Consider the following 17,522-nt stretch of genomic DNA (forward strand, 5'->3'; position numbering starts at 1 on the left):
GCGTTGGACGCACGGCGTTTTAAGTTTCAGTCCGTTCGAAAAACCGCTTACTTCAAAGCGGCCAGCAACGCCTTCATCGGCTCTTCTACCAAGCCACGAAGCTCGGGACGCGACAGAGCGAAGGCGACATTGGCAAGGATAAACCCGTCCTTGGCGCCCGTATCGAAGGTTTCGCCCTTGAAGTGATAGCCGGCGAATTGCTGGATCTTGGCCAGTTTCAACATGCCATCGGTCAACTGGATCTCGTTGCCAGCGCCGCGTTCCTGGGTTTCCAGAATCGAGAAGATTTCCGGTTGCAGGATATAGCGGCCATTGATGAAGAAGTTCGAGGGCGCCGTACCCTTGGCTGGCTTTTCCACCATTTCGGTGATCTTGAAGCCGCCATCCAGCGTCTCACCGACACCGACGATGCCATATTTATGCGCCTGGTCGGGTGCGCATTCCTCGACAGCGAGGATATTGCCGCCAGCCTTGTTGTAGAGATCGACCATGCCCTTCATACAGGCCGTCTCGCCGCGCATGATCATGTCGGGCAGCAGGACAGCGAAAGGCTCGTCGCCAACGATTTCGCGGGCGCTCCAGACGGCATGGCCGAGGCCCAGAGGCTCCTGCTGGCGGGTGAAGCTGGTGGCACCTGCCTTGGGCAGGATTTCAGACAGCAGCGTCAATTCTGCGTTCTTGTTGCGGGACTTCAGTGTCTGTTCAAGCTCGTACTGAATATCGAAATAATCTTCTATCACGCCTTTGCCGCGTCCGGTGACGAACACGAAATGCTCAATCCCGGCTTCAACGGCCTCATCCACCACATATTGGATGACCGGTTTATCGACAACGGTCAGCATTTCCTTCGGCACGGCCTTGGTGGCGGGCAGGAAACGAGTCCCAAGACCGGCAACCGGAAACACGGCTTTACGAATTTTTTTCAGTTGTCCCACGCATCCCTCCTAGAGGATTTTTCACATATGCACGCAATCGCACAAACGCCGATTACTAAAGAATTGCAACGAAATTACAATTCCGTTTGCGATTTTGGTAAATTGGTAAAGAATTTGTTGAGACTATGGTCATAGACTGAGCCAGACCGGTCAGGTCCGTGCAATTCCTGACCGGTATTGCCGCACTGCCACAACCAGATGGCATTGACCAGCATAGACAGATGAGCCAACAGCCAGCTGAACGGACGACGATGCCAATGACCAGAGAACGCGCCTCGCGCCATCTTCGCGCGCTTGCCTTTTCCCTCATGGCGAGCCTTGCGCCGCTTCATGCCCATGCCGATGTCGGCTTCCAGAAATGGATCCGGGATTTCTATCCCACGGCTGCCGCCTCAGGCATCAGCGCGCAAACCTATAACCGCGCCTTTGCCGGGATCAAGGACCCGGACCCCGAAGTGCTGCGCAAGGCCGCCTATCAGCCGGAATTCAAGTCTGACATCTGGGATTACCTCGATAGCCGCGTCAATCCTTATACCGTGAAGATCGGTCGGGAAATGCTGGCCAAGCATGGCCGCACGCTGGCCTCGCTGGAAAAATATTTCGGTGTCGACCGCCATATCCTGCTCGCGATCTGGTCGATGGAAAGCAATTACGGCGCGGTTCTCGCCAAGGACGACCGGCTGCATTACGTGCCGCAGGCGCTGGCCACCCTTGGCTATGCCGATCCCAAGCGCGGCGGCTTTGCCCGCAAACAGCTGATCGCCGCCTTGAAAATCCTGCAAAACGGCGATGTAAGCCCGAAGGAAATGACCGGCTCCTGGGCGGGCGCCATGGGCCACACACAATTCATCCCCACCAGCTACCTGCTGTATGCGGTCGATGCGGATGGCAATGGCCATAAGGATATCTGGAATTCCATTCCCGATGCGCTGGCGACCTCGGCCAATCTTCTGGCCAAGAACGGCTGGGACAGCGGACGGACCTGGGGCTATGAAGCCGTAGTGCCTGCGGGAGCTGGCAAATATGCCGGCAAGACGCTGACGCTGGGCCAGTGGCAGAAGCTGGGCTTCACCCGCCCTGGCGGCAAGGCTTTCCGCAATCCGGGCGAACGGGCGCAGTTGAAGCTGCTGGCCGGTGCCAATGGTCCGGGCTTCCTGATGACATCCAACTTTTTCACCATCAAGAAATACAATGCAGCCGATACCTATGCGCTGGCCGTCGGTCTTCTTGCCGACGAAATCGCCGGCTATGGTGGAATGCAACAGAAATGGCCACGTCCTGACGGTACGCTGGACATCAAGGAAAAATTCGAGTTGCAGACCCGGATGAAGGCCCTGGGCTATTATAATGGCGAAGTGGACGGCAATTTCGGCTCCGGCTCGAAAGCGGCGATTTCCGCCATCCAGCAACGGTTGGGCATGCAGGGCGATGGCGAACCTTCAAAGCCGCTGCTGGAAATGCTCAGACGGCATTGACGGGGAGCGATCGGCCGTTGACGGGCCGCGACGGGATGACTGCTTATGCCTGGTGAAGACATAGACCGGATCGTGCGGCGACATGTGACCTTTGCGCTTGCCATCGCCGTGGCTGCGACAAGCGTCGTTGGCCCGGCCCTGGCACAGGATTATCCTCGCCGCCGCACGCTGCTCGACATGCTGTTCGGTAGCCGCTCGGACGACAGCCGCTATGAACGGCAATATCCCGCCGCGCCGCGTCCGGCAGGGCCGCGCAGCCGCAAGAAACCTGCCGCCACCGCTCCCGCCACACCGGCACGACCGCGTCCCGTCCCGGTTTCGGCCCCGCCACAGGCCGCGGCTCCCGCCAAGATCGACAATGCCCAGAAAATCCTTGTTGTCGGCGATTTCTTTGCCAGCGCCATCGGCGATGGCTTGCAGCAGGCCTTTGCCGATGCGCCCGGCACTATTATCGAAACCCGCAGCAACGGCTCTTCCGGCCTGGTGCGGGATGATTATTTCGACTGGCGGCGGCAATTGCCGAAAATGCTGGAGGAGACGAAACCGGCTTTGGTGATCGTCGAGCTTGGCGCCAATGACCGCCAGCAGATGACACCCGGCGGCGGCGACCAGCGCTTTCCTTCCGAGGCCTGGTTTGCCGAATATCAAAAGCGGATCGACGCCATTGCCAAGCTGGTGACCGCAAAGAAGATCCCACTGATTTGGGTTGGCCTGCCACCGGTTAAATCGCCGGGCATGTCGGCGGACCTGATCAAGTTCAACGCACTCTACCGCAAGGCAGCGGAAGCGGCAGGCGGCGAATTCATCGACATCTGGGACGGCTTCGTCGATGCGGACGGCGGCTTCGTGCTGACCGGCTCTGATATCAACGGCCAACAGGCCCGGTTGCGCGGCCCCGATGGTATCAGCATGACCGATGCCGGCAAGCGCAAGATGGCTTTTTATCTGGAAAAATCCGCCCGCAAATTCCTGGGCGACATGGCAAGCCCCGGCCTTGTGCGGCTCGATGCGACCAGCTTACCCGACCTGACCGGGCCAGAAGAGCTTGACGGCCCCGACCGTATTGCCCCCATGAAAATTTCCGATCCGGCGCTGGATGGCGCAGATCACCTGTTGGGCGGCGCTGAAAAGCCCGCGCCGCAAACGCCCCCCTCGCCCCGTGACCTGCTGGTCTCGACCGGCATCATGCCGGAACCGCCGAAAGGCCGGGTGGACGATTACCGGCTGGTGTCTCCGTCCAATATAAATTTGGTTGTGCCGAAGCAATAATATGAGCGTCCGTCATGTTCAGAGAGAACCTGACAGACGCTCATGCAAACCCTTAGTCCTCTGCGAAAACCAAAGGCGGTTTCACAGGGGCTGACGTAAGATGTATCCGGCTATCCAAAATGGTACCGGCCAAAGACCGTCTCATGCGCCCACCGGTTCTTTTCCAGGAAGACGGAACCTCCGTCTTCCTGGAAAGCTTCTCGTCAAAAATCCTGCCAATCCTTCTCTTTTACCGCAGCCGATCCATGAAAAGCGCCCCGAAGCTTCTCCGTCAATTTCCGGGCAGGCGACGGTGCCGGACGAGACGCGGAAACGTCATTCGTCTGCTCGAACGCGACAACCTTGCCATGATCTTCCAGCTTGAAGCGCGACAGCAGCTCGCTCAAAGTTGCAGCCTCTTTGGCCAGGCTGTGGCTTGCTGCCGTTGTCTGTTCGACCATGGCAGCATTCTGCTGCGTTCCCTGGTCCATGGTATTGACTGCCGTATTGATTTCCTGAAGCCCGACCGATTGCTCGCGTGCGGCCTCGACAATCGCGGTAACATGCCGGTTGATCTCCTGAACCTCACCGACAATGGTTTCGAGCGAAGAGCCGGTCTCAGCCACCAGCTGCACCCCGGCCTGCACCTGCTGGCCTGAAGAGACAATCAGACCCTTGATGTCCTTTGCTGCATTGGCGGAGCGCTGCGCAAGTTCGCGCACCTCTTGTGCCACCACGGCAAAACCCTTGCCAGCTTCACCGGCGCGGGCGGCCTCAACACCGGCATTGAGCGCCAGAAGATTGGTCTGAAAGGCAATTTCATCGATCACCCCGATGATATTGCTGATTTCGCTGGATGACTTTTCAATCTCCTGCATGGCGGCAACCGCCTTGCGCACGACCTCACCAGAGCGTTCGGCACCATCGCGTGTCTTGGTAACCAGCGAACCAGCTTCCTCGGCGCGACGGGTCGAATCCGACACGGTGGTGGTAATCTGCTCCAATGCCGCTGCTGTTTCTTCAACTGAAGCCGCCTGCTGTTCGGTACGGTGCGAAAGATCGTTGGCGGCAGAGCGAATTTCATTAGCGCCAGCGTCGATGCCACGCGCATTCTGCCTGACAGTTACCAACGCCTGTTGCAACGTCTCGACCGACGTGTTGAAATTCAACCGCAACCCGTCGAGCTCGGCGACGAATGGCACCGCAATCCGATAGCTGAGATCGCCATCGGCCAGACGCGTCAGACCCTGCGCCAAAGCCTCTACGGCAAATTTGGTGTCAGCGGCATCCTTGGCCCGTTGCGCGTCACGCTCGGCCCGCTCCTTTTCCGACAAGCCACGGTTAGTCTCGGCCTCGGCCTCGAGGCGCTGTCGGTCCAGCGCATTGTCTCTGAACACTGCTACTGCGGCGGCCATTTGGCCAAGTTCATCGCCGCGTCCTGCGCCATCGACTTCAGCCCTTGTTTCGCCCTTGGCGAGGGAGGTCATTCTTAGCCGCAACCGTTCGATCGGCCGGGTAATGCCATAGGAGATGATCCACAAAGCAACAAAAATCGCGAGAGTGAAAGCTATAAACAGAACGCTAAATGTGCCGATAATGGTATGTTTCGTCTGAGCCGTGATATCGGCGCTGTCTTTCGAAAGTACCTTCATAGCATTTGCAAGCCATGCTCGCAGGTCGACAACCGTATCGTTGATCAGTTTGTCGGCTTTCACCAACTCAGCGCGTGCTTCTGCGGTTTTGCCCTTCTTGTCCAGTTCGACGACATTGGATGTAATGTCCCTGATGGCCACATATCGTGCGCGAAACTCTTCAAGCTTGTAAGTCTTAGACGGACTGAGGGCGATTGCTTCGTCGATCATGGCGATCATTCGCTCACTGCTCTCGTCATAGTCTTTTTTCGCCCTGATCATTTCCGGGCTTGCGTCGTCGTAGTCCAATATCTGGTAAGCATCATAGCCAGCCGACATCAAGCGTTGACTGGACCGCGTCGCCGCCAGAAGTGAGCCCGCCTCCTGATCGATGAAGTGCGAATATTTTTGATCAATTATATTCAACGAATGCGATAGGAATATCGAGGCACCGATGCCCAATACACAGATTGAAACGATGACAGACAAAATCTTCGTTCTTATTGTCAGATTGTCGAGAAATGACATGTGGGCTCTCTTTTCGGCAGGGATCCAAGCATTCGGACAAACTGCTAGAGGGAAAGCGTCTCGTCATGAGCGCCACAATAGGTTGCATCCACGATTTAAAATACAGTAATTTACCAAAAGTAAAAATGAAAAGCAGAATCCAAAATCGCGACAAATACCTGCGCTTTTCTATTGAAATCGCAGTGATATTTTTGAAATTCTTCTCAAAGAAGATATAGATATTTCGGAATAAAATAAAACTCTTAAGTTGTATTTTCTCGCCCATTTATCGACTGACAAACTTCCGAGACAACCGGAAATTTTCCGAGAAAAGGAGGCTTACGCCCCCTTTTCTCGAAATCCTAACGGGTCGATTTCAGCGCGGCAGAACCGTGGTGCCCATCAGCGCTTCATCGATGGCGCGGGCTGCCTGGCGGCCTTCGCGGATCGCCCAGACCACCAGCGACTGGCCACGGCGCACGTCGCCAGCTGCCCAGAATTTATCGACGGAGGTGCGGTAGTCCTTGTCATTAGCGATGACATTGGTCGAGCCGCGCCGGTCGGTATTGAGGTCCAGCTTGCCATCCAATTCCTTGACGACGCTGTCGGTGAAAGGGCCGGAAAAGCCGATGGCGATGAAGGCGAGATCGGCCTTGATGATGAATTCAGAACCGGCAATCGGCTGGCGACGATCATCCACCTGGCAGCATTTGACACCGGTCAGCATGCCGTCTTCGCCAACGAATCCGAGCGTTCCCACCTGGAACTCGCGCACAGCGCCTTCGGCCTGGCTGGAGGAGGTGCGCATCTTGGTGGCCCAGAACGGCCAGACGGCCAGCTTGTCTTCGGTCTGCGGCGGGCGCGGACGGATGTCGAGCTGGGTAACCTTCACAGCGCCCTGGCGGAAAGCCGTGCCGACGCAGTCAGACGCCGTATCGCCGCCGCCGACCACCACGACATGCTTGCCACCGGCAATGATCGGCTCGGAGGGCCAGCCAACGCTGTCGATGTTTTCACGGCCCACCCGGCGGTTCTGCTGAACCAGATAGGGCATGGCATCATAGACGCCGTGCAGGTCGACGCCGGGGATACCGGCTTCACGCGGGGTTTCCGAGCCGCCGCAATAGAGCACGGCATCGTAATCGGCCAACAGCTTTTCCACGGTTACATCGACACCGACATTGACGCCGCAATGGAAGGTGACGCCTTCACCCTTCATCTGCTCGACGCGGCGGTCGATGAAGTTCTTCTCCATCTTGAAATCGGGAATGCCATAGCGCAGCAGACCGCCCGGCTTGGTTTCGCGCTCATAGACATGCACGTCATGCCCGGCGCGGCCAAGCTGTTGGGCGGCTGCCATGCCTGATGGTCCAGACCCAATGACCGCGACTTTCTTGCCGGTATGCACCGTGGCCGGTTGCGGCACGATGAAGCCCAGCTCATAGGCCTTGTCGGCGATTGCCTGCTCAACGGTCTTGATCGAAACCGGCGCATCCTCCAGGTTCAGCGTGCAGGCTTCCTCGCAGGGCGCCGGGCAAACGCGCCCGGTGAATTCAGGGAAGTTGTTGGTGGAATGCAGGTTGCGGATCGCCTCTTCCCACTTGCCGTTATAGACCAGATCGTTCCAGTCGGGGATCTGGTTATGCACCGGACAGCCGGTCGGGCCGTGGCAATAGGGAATGCCGCAATCCATGCAGCGCGCCGCCTGCTTCTGTACTTCCGGTTCCGACATCGGAATGGTGAATTCGCGGAAATGCCGGATGCGGTCGGAGGCCGGCTGATACTTCGCCACCTGCCGGTCGATTTCCATGAAACCTGTAACCTTGCCCATATTCTCGTCCTGCTAACCTGAAACCAAGATCTGCACGGCCATGCCATGCGTGACCGCGATCCCGGCATCCGGGATCGCGCGGTGGCGAATTATTCGGCGGCAACGCCCATGCGCATCCGTTCCATTTCCTCCAGCGCCCGGCGATATTCGACCGGCATGACCTTGCGGAATTTCGGACGGTAATCAGCCCAGTTGTCGAGGATCTGCTTGGCGCGGTTCGAGCCGGTATAATGCAGATGGTTGGAGATCAGCTGATAGAGCCGCTCCTCGTCATGGCGGGTCATGTCTTCCGACACGTCCACCAGACCCTTGTGCATCAAATCGCCGCCATGGTGATGCAGCTTTTCCAGCATGTCATCTTCTTCCGGCACCGGCTCCAGTTCCACCATCGCCATGTTGCAGCGCTTGGCGAAATCGCCCTGTTCATCGAGGACATAGGCGACGCCGCCCGACATGCCGGCTGCAAAGTTGCGGCCGGTTTCGCCCAGCACCACAACCACGCCGCCCGTCATGTATTCGCAGCCGTGATCGCCCACGCCTTCGACAACCGCGATGGCGCCGGAATTGCGCACTGCGAACCGTTCGCCTGCCACGCCGCGGAAATAGCATTCCCCGGCAATGGCGCCGTAGAGCACGGTGTTGCCGACGATGATCGAGTGTTCCGCAACGATCCGCGCATTTTCCGGCGGACGCACGATGATCCGGCCACCGGACAGACCCTTGCCGACATAGTCATTGCCGTCACCGACCAGATCGAAAGTAATGCCGCGCGACAGAAACGCCCCGAAGGACTGGCCCGCCGTGCCGTTCAACGTCACATGGATCGTGTCGTCCTTCAAACCCTTGTGGCCCCAGCGCTTGGCAAGCTCACCCGACAGCATGGCACCGGCTGAGCGGTCGACATTCTTGATATCGACCTCGAACACCACAGGCTGTTTGGATTCCAGCGCGGGCATCGACTTTTCGATCAGCTTGCGGTCCAGCACATCTTCGATCGGATGATGCTGGCGCGCCGTCCAGTAGGTGGCTTCCTTGGGCGCATCGACCTTGTGGAAGATCCGCGAGAAATCGAGACCCTCGGCCTTCCAATGGGCCAGCATGTCGTTCTTTTCCAGAAGTTCCGAGGCGCCTATAATGTCATCTAGCTTGGCAAAGCCCAGCGAGGCGAGAATTTCGCGTACTTCTTCCGCGACAAAGAAGAAGTAGTTGATGACATGCTCCGGCGTACCCTTAAAGCGCTTGCGCAGAACCGGGTCCTGGGTGGCGACGCCAACCGGGCAGGTGTTGAGATGGCACTTGCGCATCATGATGCAGCCAGCCGCAATCAGCGGTGCGGTGGCAAAGCCGAATTCGTCGGCACCGAGCAATGCTCCGATGATGACGTCGCGGCCGGTCTTCAGACCACCATCGACCTGAAGGGCGATGCGCGAGCGCAAGCCGTTCAGCACCAGCGTCTGCTGGGTTTCGGCCAGGCCGATTTCCCACGGCGAACCCGCGTGCTTCAGCGAGGTCAGAGGCGATGCGCCCGTGCCGCCATCAAAGCCGGACACGGTGATATGATCGGCGCGGGCCTTGGCAACACCGGCGGCCACCGTGCCGACACCGACTTCCGACACCAGCTTGACCGAGACATCGGCAGCCGGGTTGACGTTCTTCAGGTCGTAGATCAGCTGTGCCAGATCTTCGATGGAGTAAATGTCGTGATGCGGCGGCGGCGAAATCAGACCGACGCCCGGCGTGGAATGCCGGGTCTTGGCAACCGTCGCGTCCACCTTGTGGCCGGGCAATTGTCCGCCCTCGCCGGGCTTTGCACCCTGCGCCACCTTGATTTGCAGCATATCGGCATTGACAAGATATTCAGTGGTCACACCGAACCGGCCAGAGGCGATCTGCTTGATAGCAGAGCGTTCCGGGTTGGGCGAACCGTTGAACAGGGGCAGGTAGCGGTCGCTCTCTTCGCCGCCCTCACCCGTGTTGGACTTGCCGCCGATGCGGTTCATGGCGATGGCCAGCGTCGTATGCGCTTCACGGCTGATGGAGCCGAACGACATGGCGCCGGTGGAGAAACGCTTGACGATATCAGCCGCTGGTTCGACCTCATCGACCGAAATCGGCTGGCGTCCCTGATCGGCGGCCTTCTTGATCTTGAACAGACCGCGAATGGTGTTCATCCGCAGGGCGCTCTCATTGACCATTTCCGCGAATTCGCGGTAGCGCTCCTGGGAATTGCCACGCACGGCATGTTGCAGCGAAGCAATCGAATCCGGGCTCCAGGCATGGTTTTCACCACGCAGACGGTAGGCATATTCGCCGCCGATATCCAGCGAGGTCGCCAGGATCGGGTCCTTGCCGAAGGCGGAATGATGGCGCGCCACTGTTTCCTGGGCAATCTCGGCAAGGCCGATGCCCTCGATGTTGGAGGCTGTGCCGAAGAAATACTGATCGATCAGCTGGGAATTCAACCCGATGGCATCGAAAATCTGCGCGCCGCAATAGGACTGGTAGGTGGAAATGCCCATCTTGGACATCACCTTGAGAATGCCCTTACCGACCGCCTTGATATAGCGATAGACCACTTCGCTGGCATCGACTTCCTTGGGGAATTCGCCATGCTTGTGCATATCCAGCAGCGTGTCGAAGGCCAGATAGGGGTTGATGGCTTCCGCACCATAGCCCGCCAGACAGCAGAAATGATGCACTTCACGCGGCTCACCCGTTTCCACAACCAGTCCAACCGAGGTGCGCAGGCCCTTGCGGATCAGGTGATGATGCACGGCAGCCGTTGCCAGCAGCGCCGGAATGGCGATACGATCAGGGCCGATCTGCCGGTCCGACAGCACGATGATGTTATAACCGCCACGCACCGCCGCTTCGGCGCGCTCGCAGAGCCGGTCGAGCATTTCGGGCATGCCTTCGGCACCACGATCCACATCATAGGTGAAGTCGAGGGTCTTGGTGTCAAACCGGTCCTCGGTATGGCCAATCGAGCGGATTTTTTCCAGATCGCCATTGGTCAGGATCGGCTGGCGCACTTCCAGCCGCTTGGCGCGGGCCGCCCCCTCATGGTCGAGAATGTTCGGGCGCGGACCGATGAAGGACACCAGGCTCATCACCAGCTCTTCGCGGATCGGATCGATCGGCGGGTTGGTGACCTGGGCGAAGTTCTGCTTGAAATAGGTGTAAAGCAGCTTCGACTTCAACGACATGGCCGAAATCGGCGTGTCGGTTCCCATCGAGCCAATGGCTTCCTGGCCGGTGGTCGCCATTGGCGACATCAGGATGCGGGTGTCTTCGAGCGTGTAGCCGAAGGCCTGCTGGCGGTCGAGCAGCGACACGTCGCGGCGCAGCGCCCGTGGCTCAACCGGCTTCAGGTCCTCAAGGATCAGCTGGGTACGATCCAGCCATTCCCGGTAGGGAAGGCTTCCGGCCAGATCCGACTTAACTTCCTCATCGGAAACGATCCGGCCCTTTTCCATGTCGATCAGCAGCATCTTGCCCGGCTGCAAACGCCACTTCTTGACGATCTTCTCTTCCGGCACCGGCAGCGTACCGGCTTCCGACGCCATGATGATCCGGTCGTCATCGGTCACCAGATAGCGAGCCGGACGCAGACCGTTGCGGTCCAGCGTTGCGCCGATCTGGCGGCCATCGGTGAAGGCCACGGCGGCAGGGCCGTCCCATGGCTCCATCAGCGCGGCGTGGTATTCGTAGAACGCCTTGCGCTCCTTGCTCATCAGCTGGTTACCAGCCCAGGCTTCCGGGATCAGCATCATCACTGCATGGGCCATGGAATAGCCGCCACGGATCAGGAATTCGAGCGCATTGTCAAAACAGGCGGTATCCGACTGGCCCTCATAGGAGATCGGCCAGAGCTTGGAAATATCATCGCCGAACAGTGGCGAGGAGACCGACGCCTGGCGCGCCGCCATCCAGTTGACATTGCCGCGCAGCGTGTTGATTTCGCCGTTATGGGCGACCATCCGGTAAGGATGCGCCAGCTTCCACGATGGGAAGGTGTTGGTGGAAAAACGCTGATGCACTAGGGCCACAGCCGATTCGAAGCGCGGATCGGCGAGATCCTTATAATAAGCAGCCACCTGATAGGCGAGGAACATGCCCTTGTAGACGATGGTCGAAGACGACAGCGACACCGGATAGAAACCGGTTTCCTGGCCGCCGAATTCGTCATAGATCCGGTTGGAAATCACCTTGCGCAGCAGGAACAACCGGCGCTCGAAAGCGTCCTGGCTGGCGGCATCGCGGCCCGCCCCGATGAACACCTGGATATGGCGCGGCTCGGTGGCGGCAATTTCCGGGGCCTTGGACAGCGAGGAATTGTCGACCGGCACGTCGCGGTAGCCAAGCAGGTGCTGGCCTTCGGCCAGACAGATATCGGTGATCACCTTCTTGAAATGGGCAATCTGCTCTTCGTCGGCGGGGAAGAAGAAATGACCGACGGCATATTCGCCAGCCTTGGGCAGAATGACGCCCTGGGCGGCCATTTCCTCACGGAAGAACCGGTCCGGGATCTGCACCAGAATACCAGCGCCGTCGCCCATCAGCGGGTCAGCGCCGACCGCGCCGCGATGGGTGAGGTTTTCAAGGATGAACAGGCCGTCGCGGACGATCTGGTGCGACTTCTCACCCTTCATATGGGCGATGAAGCCGACGCCGCAGGCATCATGCTCGTTGCGCGGATCGTAGAGGCCCTGCTTTTGCGGAAGACCATAACGCTTTACCGTAGCGGCACCGGCGTTCGCCTGCGTCGCATCGGCCGCCACGATTGCTTCGGATGGCATCATCTGCGTCATCGTTTTCCCTCCAGTTGAACCGTCCGGTCGAAACTATCCGATCCGGCACACAGCTATTTGACAAAATCGAATACCGACGGGGGCTTATCGCTGCCCAAACCAGGGGCTGGATTTTAAAGGCGCCCCGCTTGCCGTATGCAAAACAGGTCACAAACCTGACCTTTCTGCACAGCTTCTCTCGACCGCTGCAAAAGCAGATATCCCGGTGAGTATAGCGCAAGAGAGCCAGGACGAAAGGCCTAGAAAACCAAAACCTGCCACTCGATTTCCGAAAATATGTCAGTTTCATTGACCTATTTCTGCAAACTATATGGCAGAAACAAATCAGCTTCGCAAGCCATCGGCTCAAAAAGCCGGGTGGTGCCGCGACAGAATCTGTCTTTTTTAGCGATCTGCCGCATGATTCTTTCGTCCGTTGAGGTGTTTGCGCAGGAAACCAATCTGGAGCGGTGAATACAAAGACAAATGTGCTGGTGATAATCGGTCCGACCTGTGACGGCCTATGGGACCGGATTGAACACGGCGGCAAAATCGTTAGGGTCTCCATCACGCCCATAGACGAGCGTCACAGCCAATCAGGAAGCCATCATGTTCTTTGCATCCGATAATTGGGCCGGAGCCCATCCCGCCATTGCCGAAAGCCTGATGAAGGAAGCGGCGGGCTATGCCAGCGCCTATGGCACCAGCGATCTCGACCGGCGCGTCGAAGCGCATTTCAACGAGATTTTCGAGCGCGACGTCTCGGTGTTCTTCGTTGGCACCGGCACGGCGGCCAATTCGCTGGCATTGGCCAGTGTGGCGCGGGCCGGTGGCGTCACCTTCTGCCATTTCGACGCGCATGTGAACGCCGACGAAGGCGGCGCACCGGAATATCTCAGCCATGCCAGCAGGCTCTATCCGGTTGAGGGCGGCGGCGGCAAGATGAGTGCGGCAGCCCTTCACACCGCCGTTTCACGCTTTGACACGCCTTCCGTCCATCAGGGTCGGCCCATGGCGGTGACGATCACCCAGGCCACAGAGGCCGGCACCATCTATACACTGGACGAGATCTCCGCGATCAGCACCATTGCCCGCGCCAAATCCCTGCCTCTGCACATGGACGGCGCCCGTTTTGCCAATGCGCTTGTGGCACTCGATGCCACGCCCGCCGAAATGACCTGGAAGCGCGGCGTCGATATTCTCTCCTTCGGCGGCACCAAGAATGGCTGCTGGTGCGTGGAGGCCATCGTGTTCTTCAACCCTGACATGGCCGAGGAAATGCCCTATATCCGCAAGCGTTCAGCGCAGTTGTTTTCCAAGACCCGCTTCGTGTCCGCCCAGCTGGAAGCCTATTTCAAGGATGATCTGTGGTTGGATCTGGCCCGCCACGCCAATGCCATGGCCGACCGGATGCGTGCTGGCCTCAGCAAAAACAACAAGGCCCGCCTGGCCTGGAAGACCGAGAGCAATGAGGTCTTCGCGGTGATTGGAAAGGATGCCGCCAAGCAGGCAGAGGCGCGCGGCGCCAAATTCTACGAATGGCTGACGCCCCGTGATGAGCCCGGATTAGTCGGCCAGGACAATGTTTTGATCCGGCTGGTCACCAGCTTTGCCACGACAGAGCAAGACGTCGACCAGTTTCTAGAGATTCTCTGACAGTCTATCCAAGAATCGCCGCTGGCCGTCTGCAAATGGCAATTTCTGCGCTTGCCTACTTCATTCGCATTTCCAAACGGAAAACCGCTTCGCACTTTTCCTGGAATGCTTGTACTCACGTACATTAAGTACGCTCCGTTCCGGTTCTCGAAATCACCATTTTCGCCAGGCCAGCAGCAATTCTTGAACAGACTGCAACCATTTGGGAAATGACGTCTTTCACGAACACCCCAAACGCAAAAGGGCGGCACCAAGCCGCCCTTCTTCATGTCTTCCAGACCCTGATCAGACGACGCGGGACTCGATGGCCTTGGGCGCTTCGACCGGCTCGCTGGCAATCGCGATGCGGCGTGGCTTCATGGCTTCGGGAATATTGCGCAGCAGATCGATATGCAGCAGGCCGTTCTTCAGCGAGGCATTGGTTACCTCGACATGGTCGGCAAGCTGGAAACGACGCTCGAAGCCGCGCTTGGCAATGCCGCGATACAGAAACTCGGTCTGTTCGGCCTGATCGTCCTGGGCCTTTTCACCCTTGACCGCCAGCACATGCGCATGGGCCTCGATGCTGAGTTCGGTTTCATCGAAACCGGCAACGGCCATGGTGATCCGGTAGGTATTGTCGCCCGTCCGCTCGATATTGTAGGGCGGATAGCTCTGGGCCTGATCCGGCTGACCCAGGCTGTCCAACATGGTGAACAGGCGGTCGAAGCCGACAGTGGAGCGATAAAGCGGGGAAAAATCAACGTGACGCATGGAGTCCTCCTGAGAAGCGACGGTTGCGATAATGACAAGACAGATACCCCTGATATGGCGGTGTCTGCCGGATGATGCAGGCCCTTCCGGCGCCTGCAATAAACAGATGGGAAAGGCGATTTGCGAGTTCAAGACCCTTCGCCATGCACGCAACATCACAGCCGATTTTTTTGTGGCTGAATTTTTGATGAATGGCGGGTTTGGCATCGGTTCACCTTGGCCGCACTAGCGTCGCCCGATCAGGAGTGATCCTGGTGGCTGAAGAATATCGTCCCTGCGTCTTCAGTGCCTGCTGCCGCCCATTTGTCTTGAAGCCCAATCGTCTTCAAGCAATGGGCGGCTTTTTTCCCAAGACCCGATTTCGGTCCGCGCAAATATGCGGTATGAACACCCGACGATTGTGCTTGGAAAGGCAAAGCCATGGATAGCGTGCTTCATGCCGTGGACGGCAATCCCATTCCCGACAATCATCACGCCGGTTTCTTCACCAGCTACGACGGCCTTCGCCTGCGCTATGCGATCTTCAAGAGTGATATCAGCCCGGCCAAAGGAACAGTGGTGCTGGTGCATGGCCGCAGCGAATCCATCGAGAAATATTTCGAAACCATCCGCGATCTGACCGCAGCGGGCCTTTGGGTTGCCACTTTCGATCTGCGCGGCCAGGGCCTGTCTGACTGGACACTCCAGCAGAATTCCTTGAAATCCAGAGGGGATAAGGAAAAACGCTGGGGCCATGTGCGGCGCTTTTCCGATTATGAGCAGGATCTGGAGCAGTTCCTGGAACAGGTCGTGCTGCCGGATTGCCGCCTGCCATTCTCGATGATCGCCCATTCCACCGGTGGATTGATCGCCCTTGCCGCAGCGCCACGGCTGTCCGGGCGCATTTCGCGACTGGTCCTGTCGGCGCCCTTTGTCGGTCTGCATGGCGAAGCCCTGTCGGCGGCAAAAGTGTTTGCGCTGGCGCGGCTGGCATCAACGCTCGGGCTCGGCAACCGGCCCTTGTCATCAGCCAGCAAGCCGCACACCTTCGCCACCAATGTTCTGACCTCAGATGCCGCCCGCTTCGACCGCAATATGGCGATTTTTGCCGCCGTGCCGGAACTGTCGATCAATGCGCCGTCGGCCCGCTGGTTGCATGAATGTGCAAAAGCCATCCGGCGGGTCAACGATCCCGCTCACCTGACGGGGATCACCATCCCCACCCTGTTGCTTGCCCCGATGCTGGACGGCGTCGTGCCCTTTAGCGCCCAGGAACATCTGGCCCGGCATTTCCGCGCCGCGCAATTGCTGTCCATCCCTGGCGCCCGTCATGAAGTGTTGCAGGAACAGGACCGCTACCGCGAACAGGCGCTGGCCGCCATCCATGCCTTCATTCCCGGCAGCGACCCGATGCAGATCGAAGGCCACGCAGAACTCGTCGGTCTTTGACACGTCCCCTCCCCTTGGGCGTCCCCCAAACCGCCCTCGATAACACCGCATGGCTTCCCGGGCCTTCTTCCGGCATTCCTTAAGACATTTTTATCGCTGGCGGCCGATCCGAATTGACAGAATTCAGAACGTCAATAATGTACATATTCGTATTGTTTAGCGAAGATGCGTGCTGACCTTCAGCGCCCAATTTGCTTTTTTGGGAGGAGAAAGACGATGAATGCGCCTAAGAAATGGATCCAGAACGAAATCCAATCTCTGGATCCTGAGAAGGACTATGTGCGGATCTGGCGGCTGTCGAGCAGCTACGGTCTCAACGACTTCATGCAGAATTTCATCTACGCACTGACCTTTCCGAACTTTGTCGTCACGGAATGGGGCGCGCAGGTGGTGTGGCGCGAGGATGGCGGCAAGGTGGTGGATCGCTCCACCAGCCGTGTCGAGCAGACAGGTAGCGCCAATGCCCTGTGGTGGTTCTATGGGCCGCATGACGAGCGGACCAAAAAATCCGTCGAGGGCATCAACAACCTGCATGCCTATTGGGCAAAGCAATATCCTGGTGCGTTTTCCTATAATGAAGACTATATCTACACTTGCGCATTCACGGCCATAACCATGCATCGCCTGCGGTTGCGCATGGGTCTGCCAGGGTTTTCGGAAAAGGAACAGATCGCTGCGCATCGGTTCTGGCTGGAAATGTCCAAGCTGTTCGTTGCCGAGAACAATCAGCCGCTGCATGGCTATCCCGAGGATTTCGAGGGGCTGATCGCCTATTGCGAGGCGGTAGAAAAGACGGAAAGGCCTAAGCCCGAGCGCGGCAACCTGATCACGACAGCGATTCACGAACAATTCGTCTTCCGCTTTTTCCCCAAGGAAATGCACTGGCTCGGACACCAGCTGCTCCGCTCCCTGTCGCTGCCCACGACCCTTGAGACCATGCAGATCGAACCTGCCTATCCCATGGCGCAGGAGGTTCTACCCAAATTGATGGGTCTGATTTTCTGGTATCTGGAAACCCAAATGGACGATCCGACAGAAAGCTATATCGAATCACGCGACAAGCTGAACAAGGATGAAAAGGCAGACATCAAAGCCGGCATCCGGGCCCTCGATAAGGCGTTTCCAGAGCATTACGTTTCGCTCTACAAGGACGATCCGAAATTTGCCGGATGTCCGTTCCATGCCAGCCTAAAGATGTCCGAGCAGCAGGGCGACGTTCCCAACGAAATCCAAGCCATCGAAAGCAAAGTCGCAGTGCTTGGCTAAAC

The 17,522-nt window shown here is 58.2% G+C and carries 10 protein-coding genes; 5 read left to right on the forward strand and 5 right to left on the reverse strand.

Annotated elements, in window-relative coordinates; all coding sequences use genetic code 11:
* Positions 1-47: 47 nt before the first annotated feature.
* Positions 48-935, reverse strand: coding sequence for a UTP--glucose-1-phosphate uridylyltransferase GalU (gene galU, locus G6L01_RS13090; RefSeq protein WP_070166787.1), 888 nt, complete (start codon positions 933-935; stop codon positions 48-50).
* A 257-nt stretch (positions 936-1,192) separates the two neighbouring features.
* Between galU and G6L01_RS13095 the strand changes: the two genes are divergently transcribed.
* Both G6L01_RS13095 and G6L01_RS13100 read left to right on the forward strand, forming a co-directional pair.
* Positions 1,193-2,410 (forward strand): lytic murein transglycosylase, encoded by a 1,218-nt coding sequence (locus G6L01_RS13095; protein ID WP_070166791.1) that lies wholly within the window; start codon positions 1,193-1,195, stop codon positions 2,408-2,410.
* Positions 2,411-2,455: 45 nt separating this feature from the next.
* Positions 2,456-3,679, forward strand: a complete 1,224-nt coding sequence (locus G6L01_RS13100) for an SGNH/GDSL hydrolase family protein (RefSeq protein WP_070166793.1) — start codon at positions 2,456-2,458, stop codon at positions 3,677-3,679.
* A 203-nt stretch (positions 3,680-3,882) separates the two neighbouring features.
* Here G6L01_RS13100 and G6L01_RS13105 read toward each other — a convergent pair whose 3' ends face one another.
* From G6L01_RS13105 to gltB, 3 genes are all read right to left on the reverse strand, one after another.
* On the reverse strand, positions 3,883-5,817 hold the full coding sequence (locus tag G6L01_RS13105) for a methyl-accepting chemotaxis protein (RefSeq protein ID WP_070166795.1): 1,935 nt from the start codon (positions 5,815-5,817) through the stop codon (positions 3,883-3,885).
* 355 nt (positions 5,818-6,172) lie between these two features.
* Positions 6,173-7,627, reverse strand: coding sequence for a glutamate synthase subunit beta (locus G6L01_RS13110; RefSeq protein ID WP_070166799.1), 1,455 nt, complete (start codon positions 7,625-7,627; stop codon positions 6,173-6,175).
* Positions 7,628-7,716: 89 nt separating this feature from the next.
* Entirely contained in the window at positions 7,717-12,438 is a 4,722-nt protein-coding gene (gltB, locus tag G6L01_RS13115) for a glutamate synthase large subunit (RefSeq protein ID WP_141747306.1), read from the reverse strand.
* A gap of 588 nt (positions 12,439-13,026) precedes the next feature.
* Between gltB and G6L01_RS13120 the strand changes: the two genes are divergently transcribed.
* Positions 13,027-14,073 carry a threonine aldolase family protein gene (locus G6L01_RS13120; RefSeq protein WP_070166801.1) on the forward strand — a complete coding sequence of 349 codons (1,047 nt, stop codon included), beginning with the start codon at positions 13,027-13,029 and terminating at the stop codon, positions 14,071-14,073.
* Positions 14,074-14,358: 285 nt separating this feature from the next.
* Here the strand turns inward: G6L01_RS13120 and G6L01_RS13125 are convergent, their stop codons facing one another.
* Positions 14,359-14,826, reverse strand: coding sequence for an Hsp20 family protein (locus tag G6L01_RS13125; protein ID WP_070166803.1), 468 nt, complete (start codon positions 14,824-14,826; stop codon positions 14,359-14,361).
* 420 nt (positions 14,827-15,246) lie between these two features.
* On the opposite strand from G6L01_RS13125, the gene G6L01_RS13130 reads away from it, so the two are divergent.
* Both G6L01_RS13130 and G6L01_RS13135 read left to right on the forward strand, forming a co-directional pair.
* Positions 15,247-16,254 (forward strand): alpha/beta fold hydrolase, encoded by a 1,008-nt coding sequence (locus G6L01_RS13130; protein ID WP_070166808.1) that lies wholly within the window; start codon positions 15,247-15,249, stop codon positions 16,252-16,254.
* 216 nt (positions 16,255-16,470) lie between these two features.
* Positions 16,471-17,520, forward strand: coding sequence for a hypothetical protein (locus G6L01_RS13135; protein ID WP_070166810.1), 1,050 nt, complete (start codon positions 16,471-16,473; stop codon positions 17,518-17,520).
* Positions 17,521-17,522 lie beyond the last annotated feature (2 nt).

This window comes from Agrobacterium vitis (genome assembly GCF_013337045.2).
Classification (GTDB): Bacteria; Pseudomonadota; Alphaproteobacteria; order Rhizobiales; family Rhizobiaceae; genus Allorhizobium; species Allorhizobium vitis_B.

What these genes read in the sequence shown, in the direction of transcription:
- G6L01_RS13095 (WP_070166791.1), top strand. Translation starts at nt 1,193, where the DNA reads ATGACCAGAGAACGCGCCTCGCGCCATCTTCGCGCGCTTGCCTTTTCC.
- G6L01_RS13100 (WP_070166793.1), top strand. Translation starts at nt 2,456, where the DNA reads ATGCCTGGTGAAGACATAGACCGGATCGTGCGGCGACATGTGACCTTT.
- G6L01_RS13105 (WP_070166795.1), bottom strand. Translation starts at nt 5,817, where the DNA reads ATGTCATTTCTCGACAATCTGACAATAAGAACGAAGATTTTGTCTGTC.
- G6L01_RS13110 (WP_070166799.1), bottom strand. Translation starts at nt 7,627, where the DNA reads ATGGGCAAGGTTACAGGTTTCATGGAAATCGACCGGCAGGTGGCGAAG.
- gltB (WP_141747306.1), bottom strand. Translation starts at nt 12,438, where the DNA reads ATGACGCAGATGATGCCATCCGAAGCAATCGTGGCGGCCGATGCGACG.
- G6L01_RS13120 (WP_070166801.1), top strand. Translation starts at nt 13,027, where the DNA reads ATGTTCTTTGCATCCGATAATTGGGCCGGAGCCCATCCCGCCATTGCC.
- G6L01_RS13125 (WP_070166803.1), bottom strand. Translation starts at nt 14,826, where the DNA reads ATGCGTCACGTTGATTTTTCCCCGCTTTATCGCTCCACTGTCGGCTTC.
- G6L01_RS13130 (WP_070166808.1), top strand. Translation starts at nt 15,247, where the DNA reads ATGGATAGCGTGCTTCATGCCGTGGACGGCAATCCCATTCCCGACAAT.
- G6L01_RS13135 (WP_070166810.1), top strand. Translation starts at nt 16,471, where the DNA reads ATGAATGCGCCTAAGAAATGGATCCAGAACGAAATCCAATCTCTGGAT.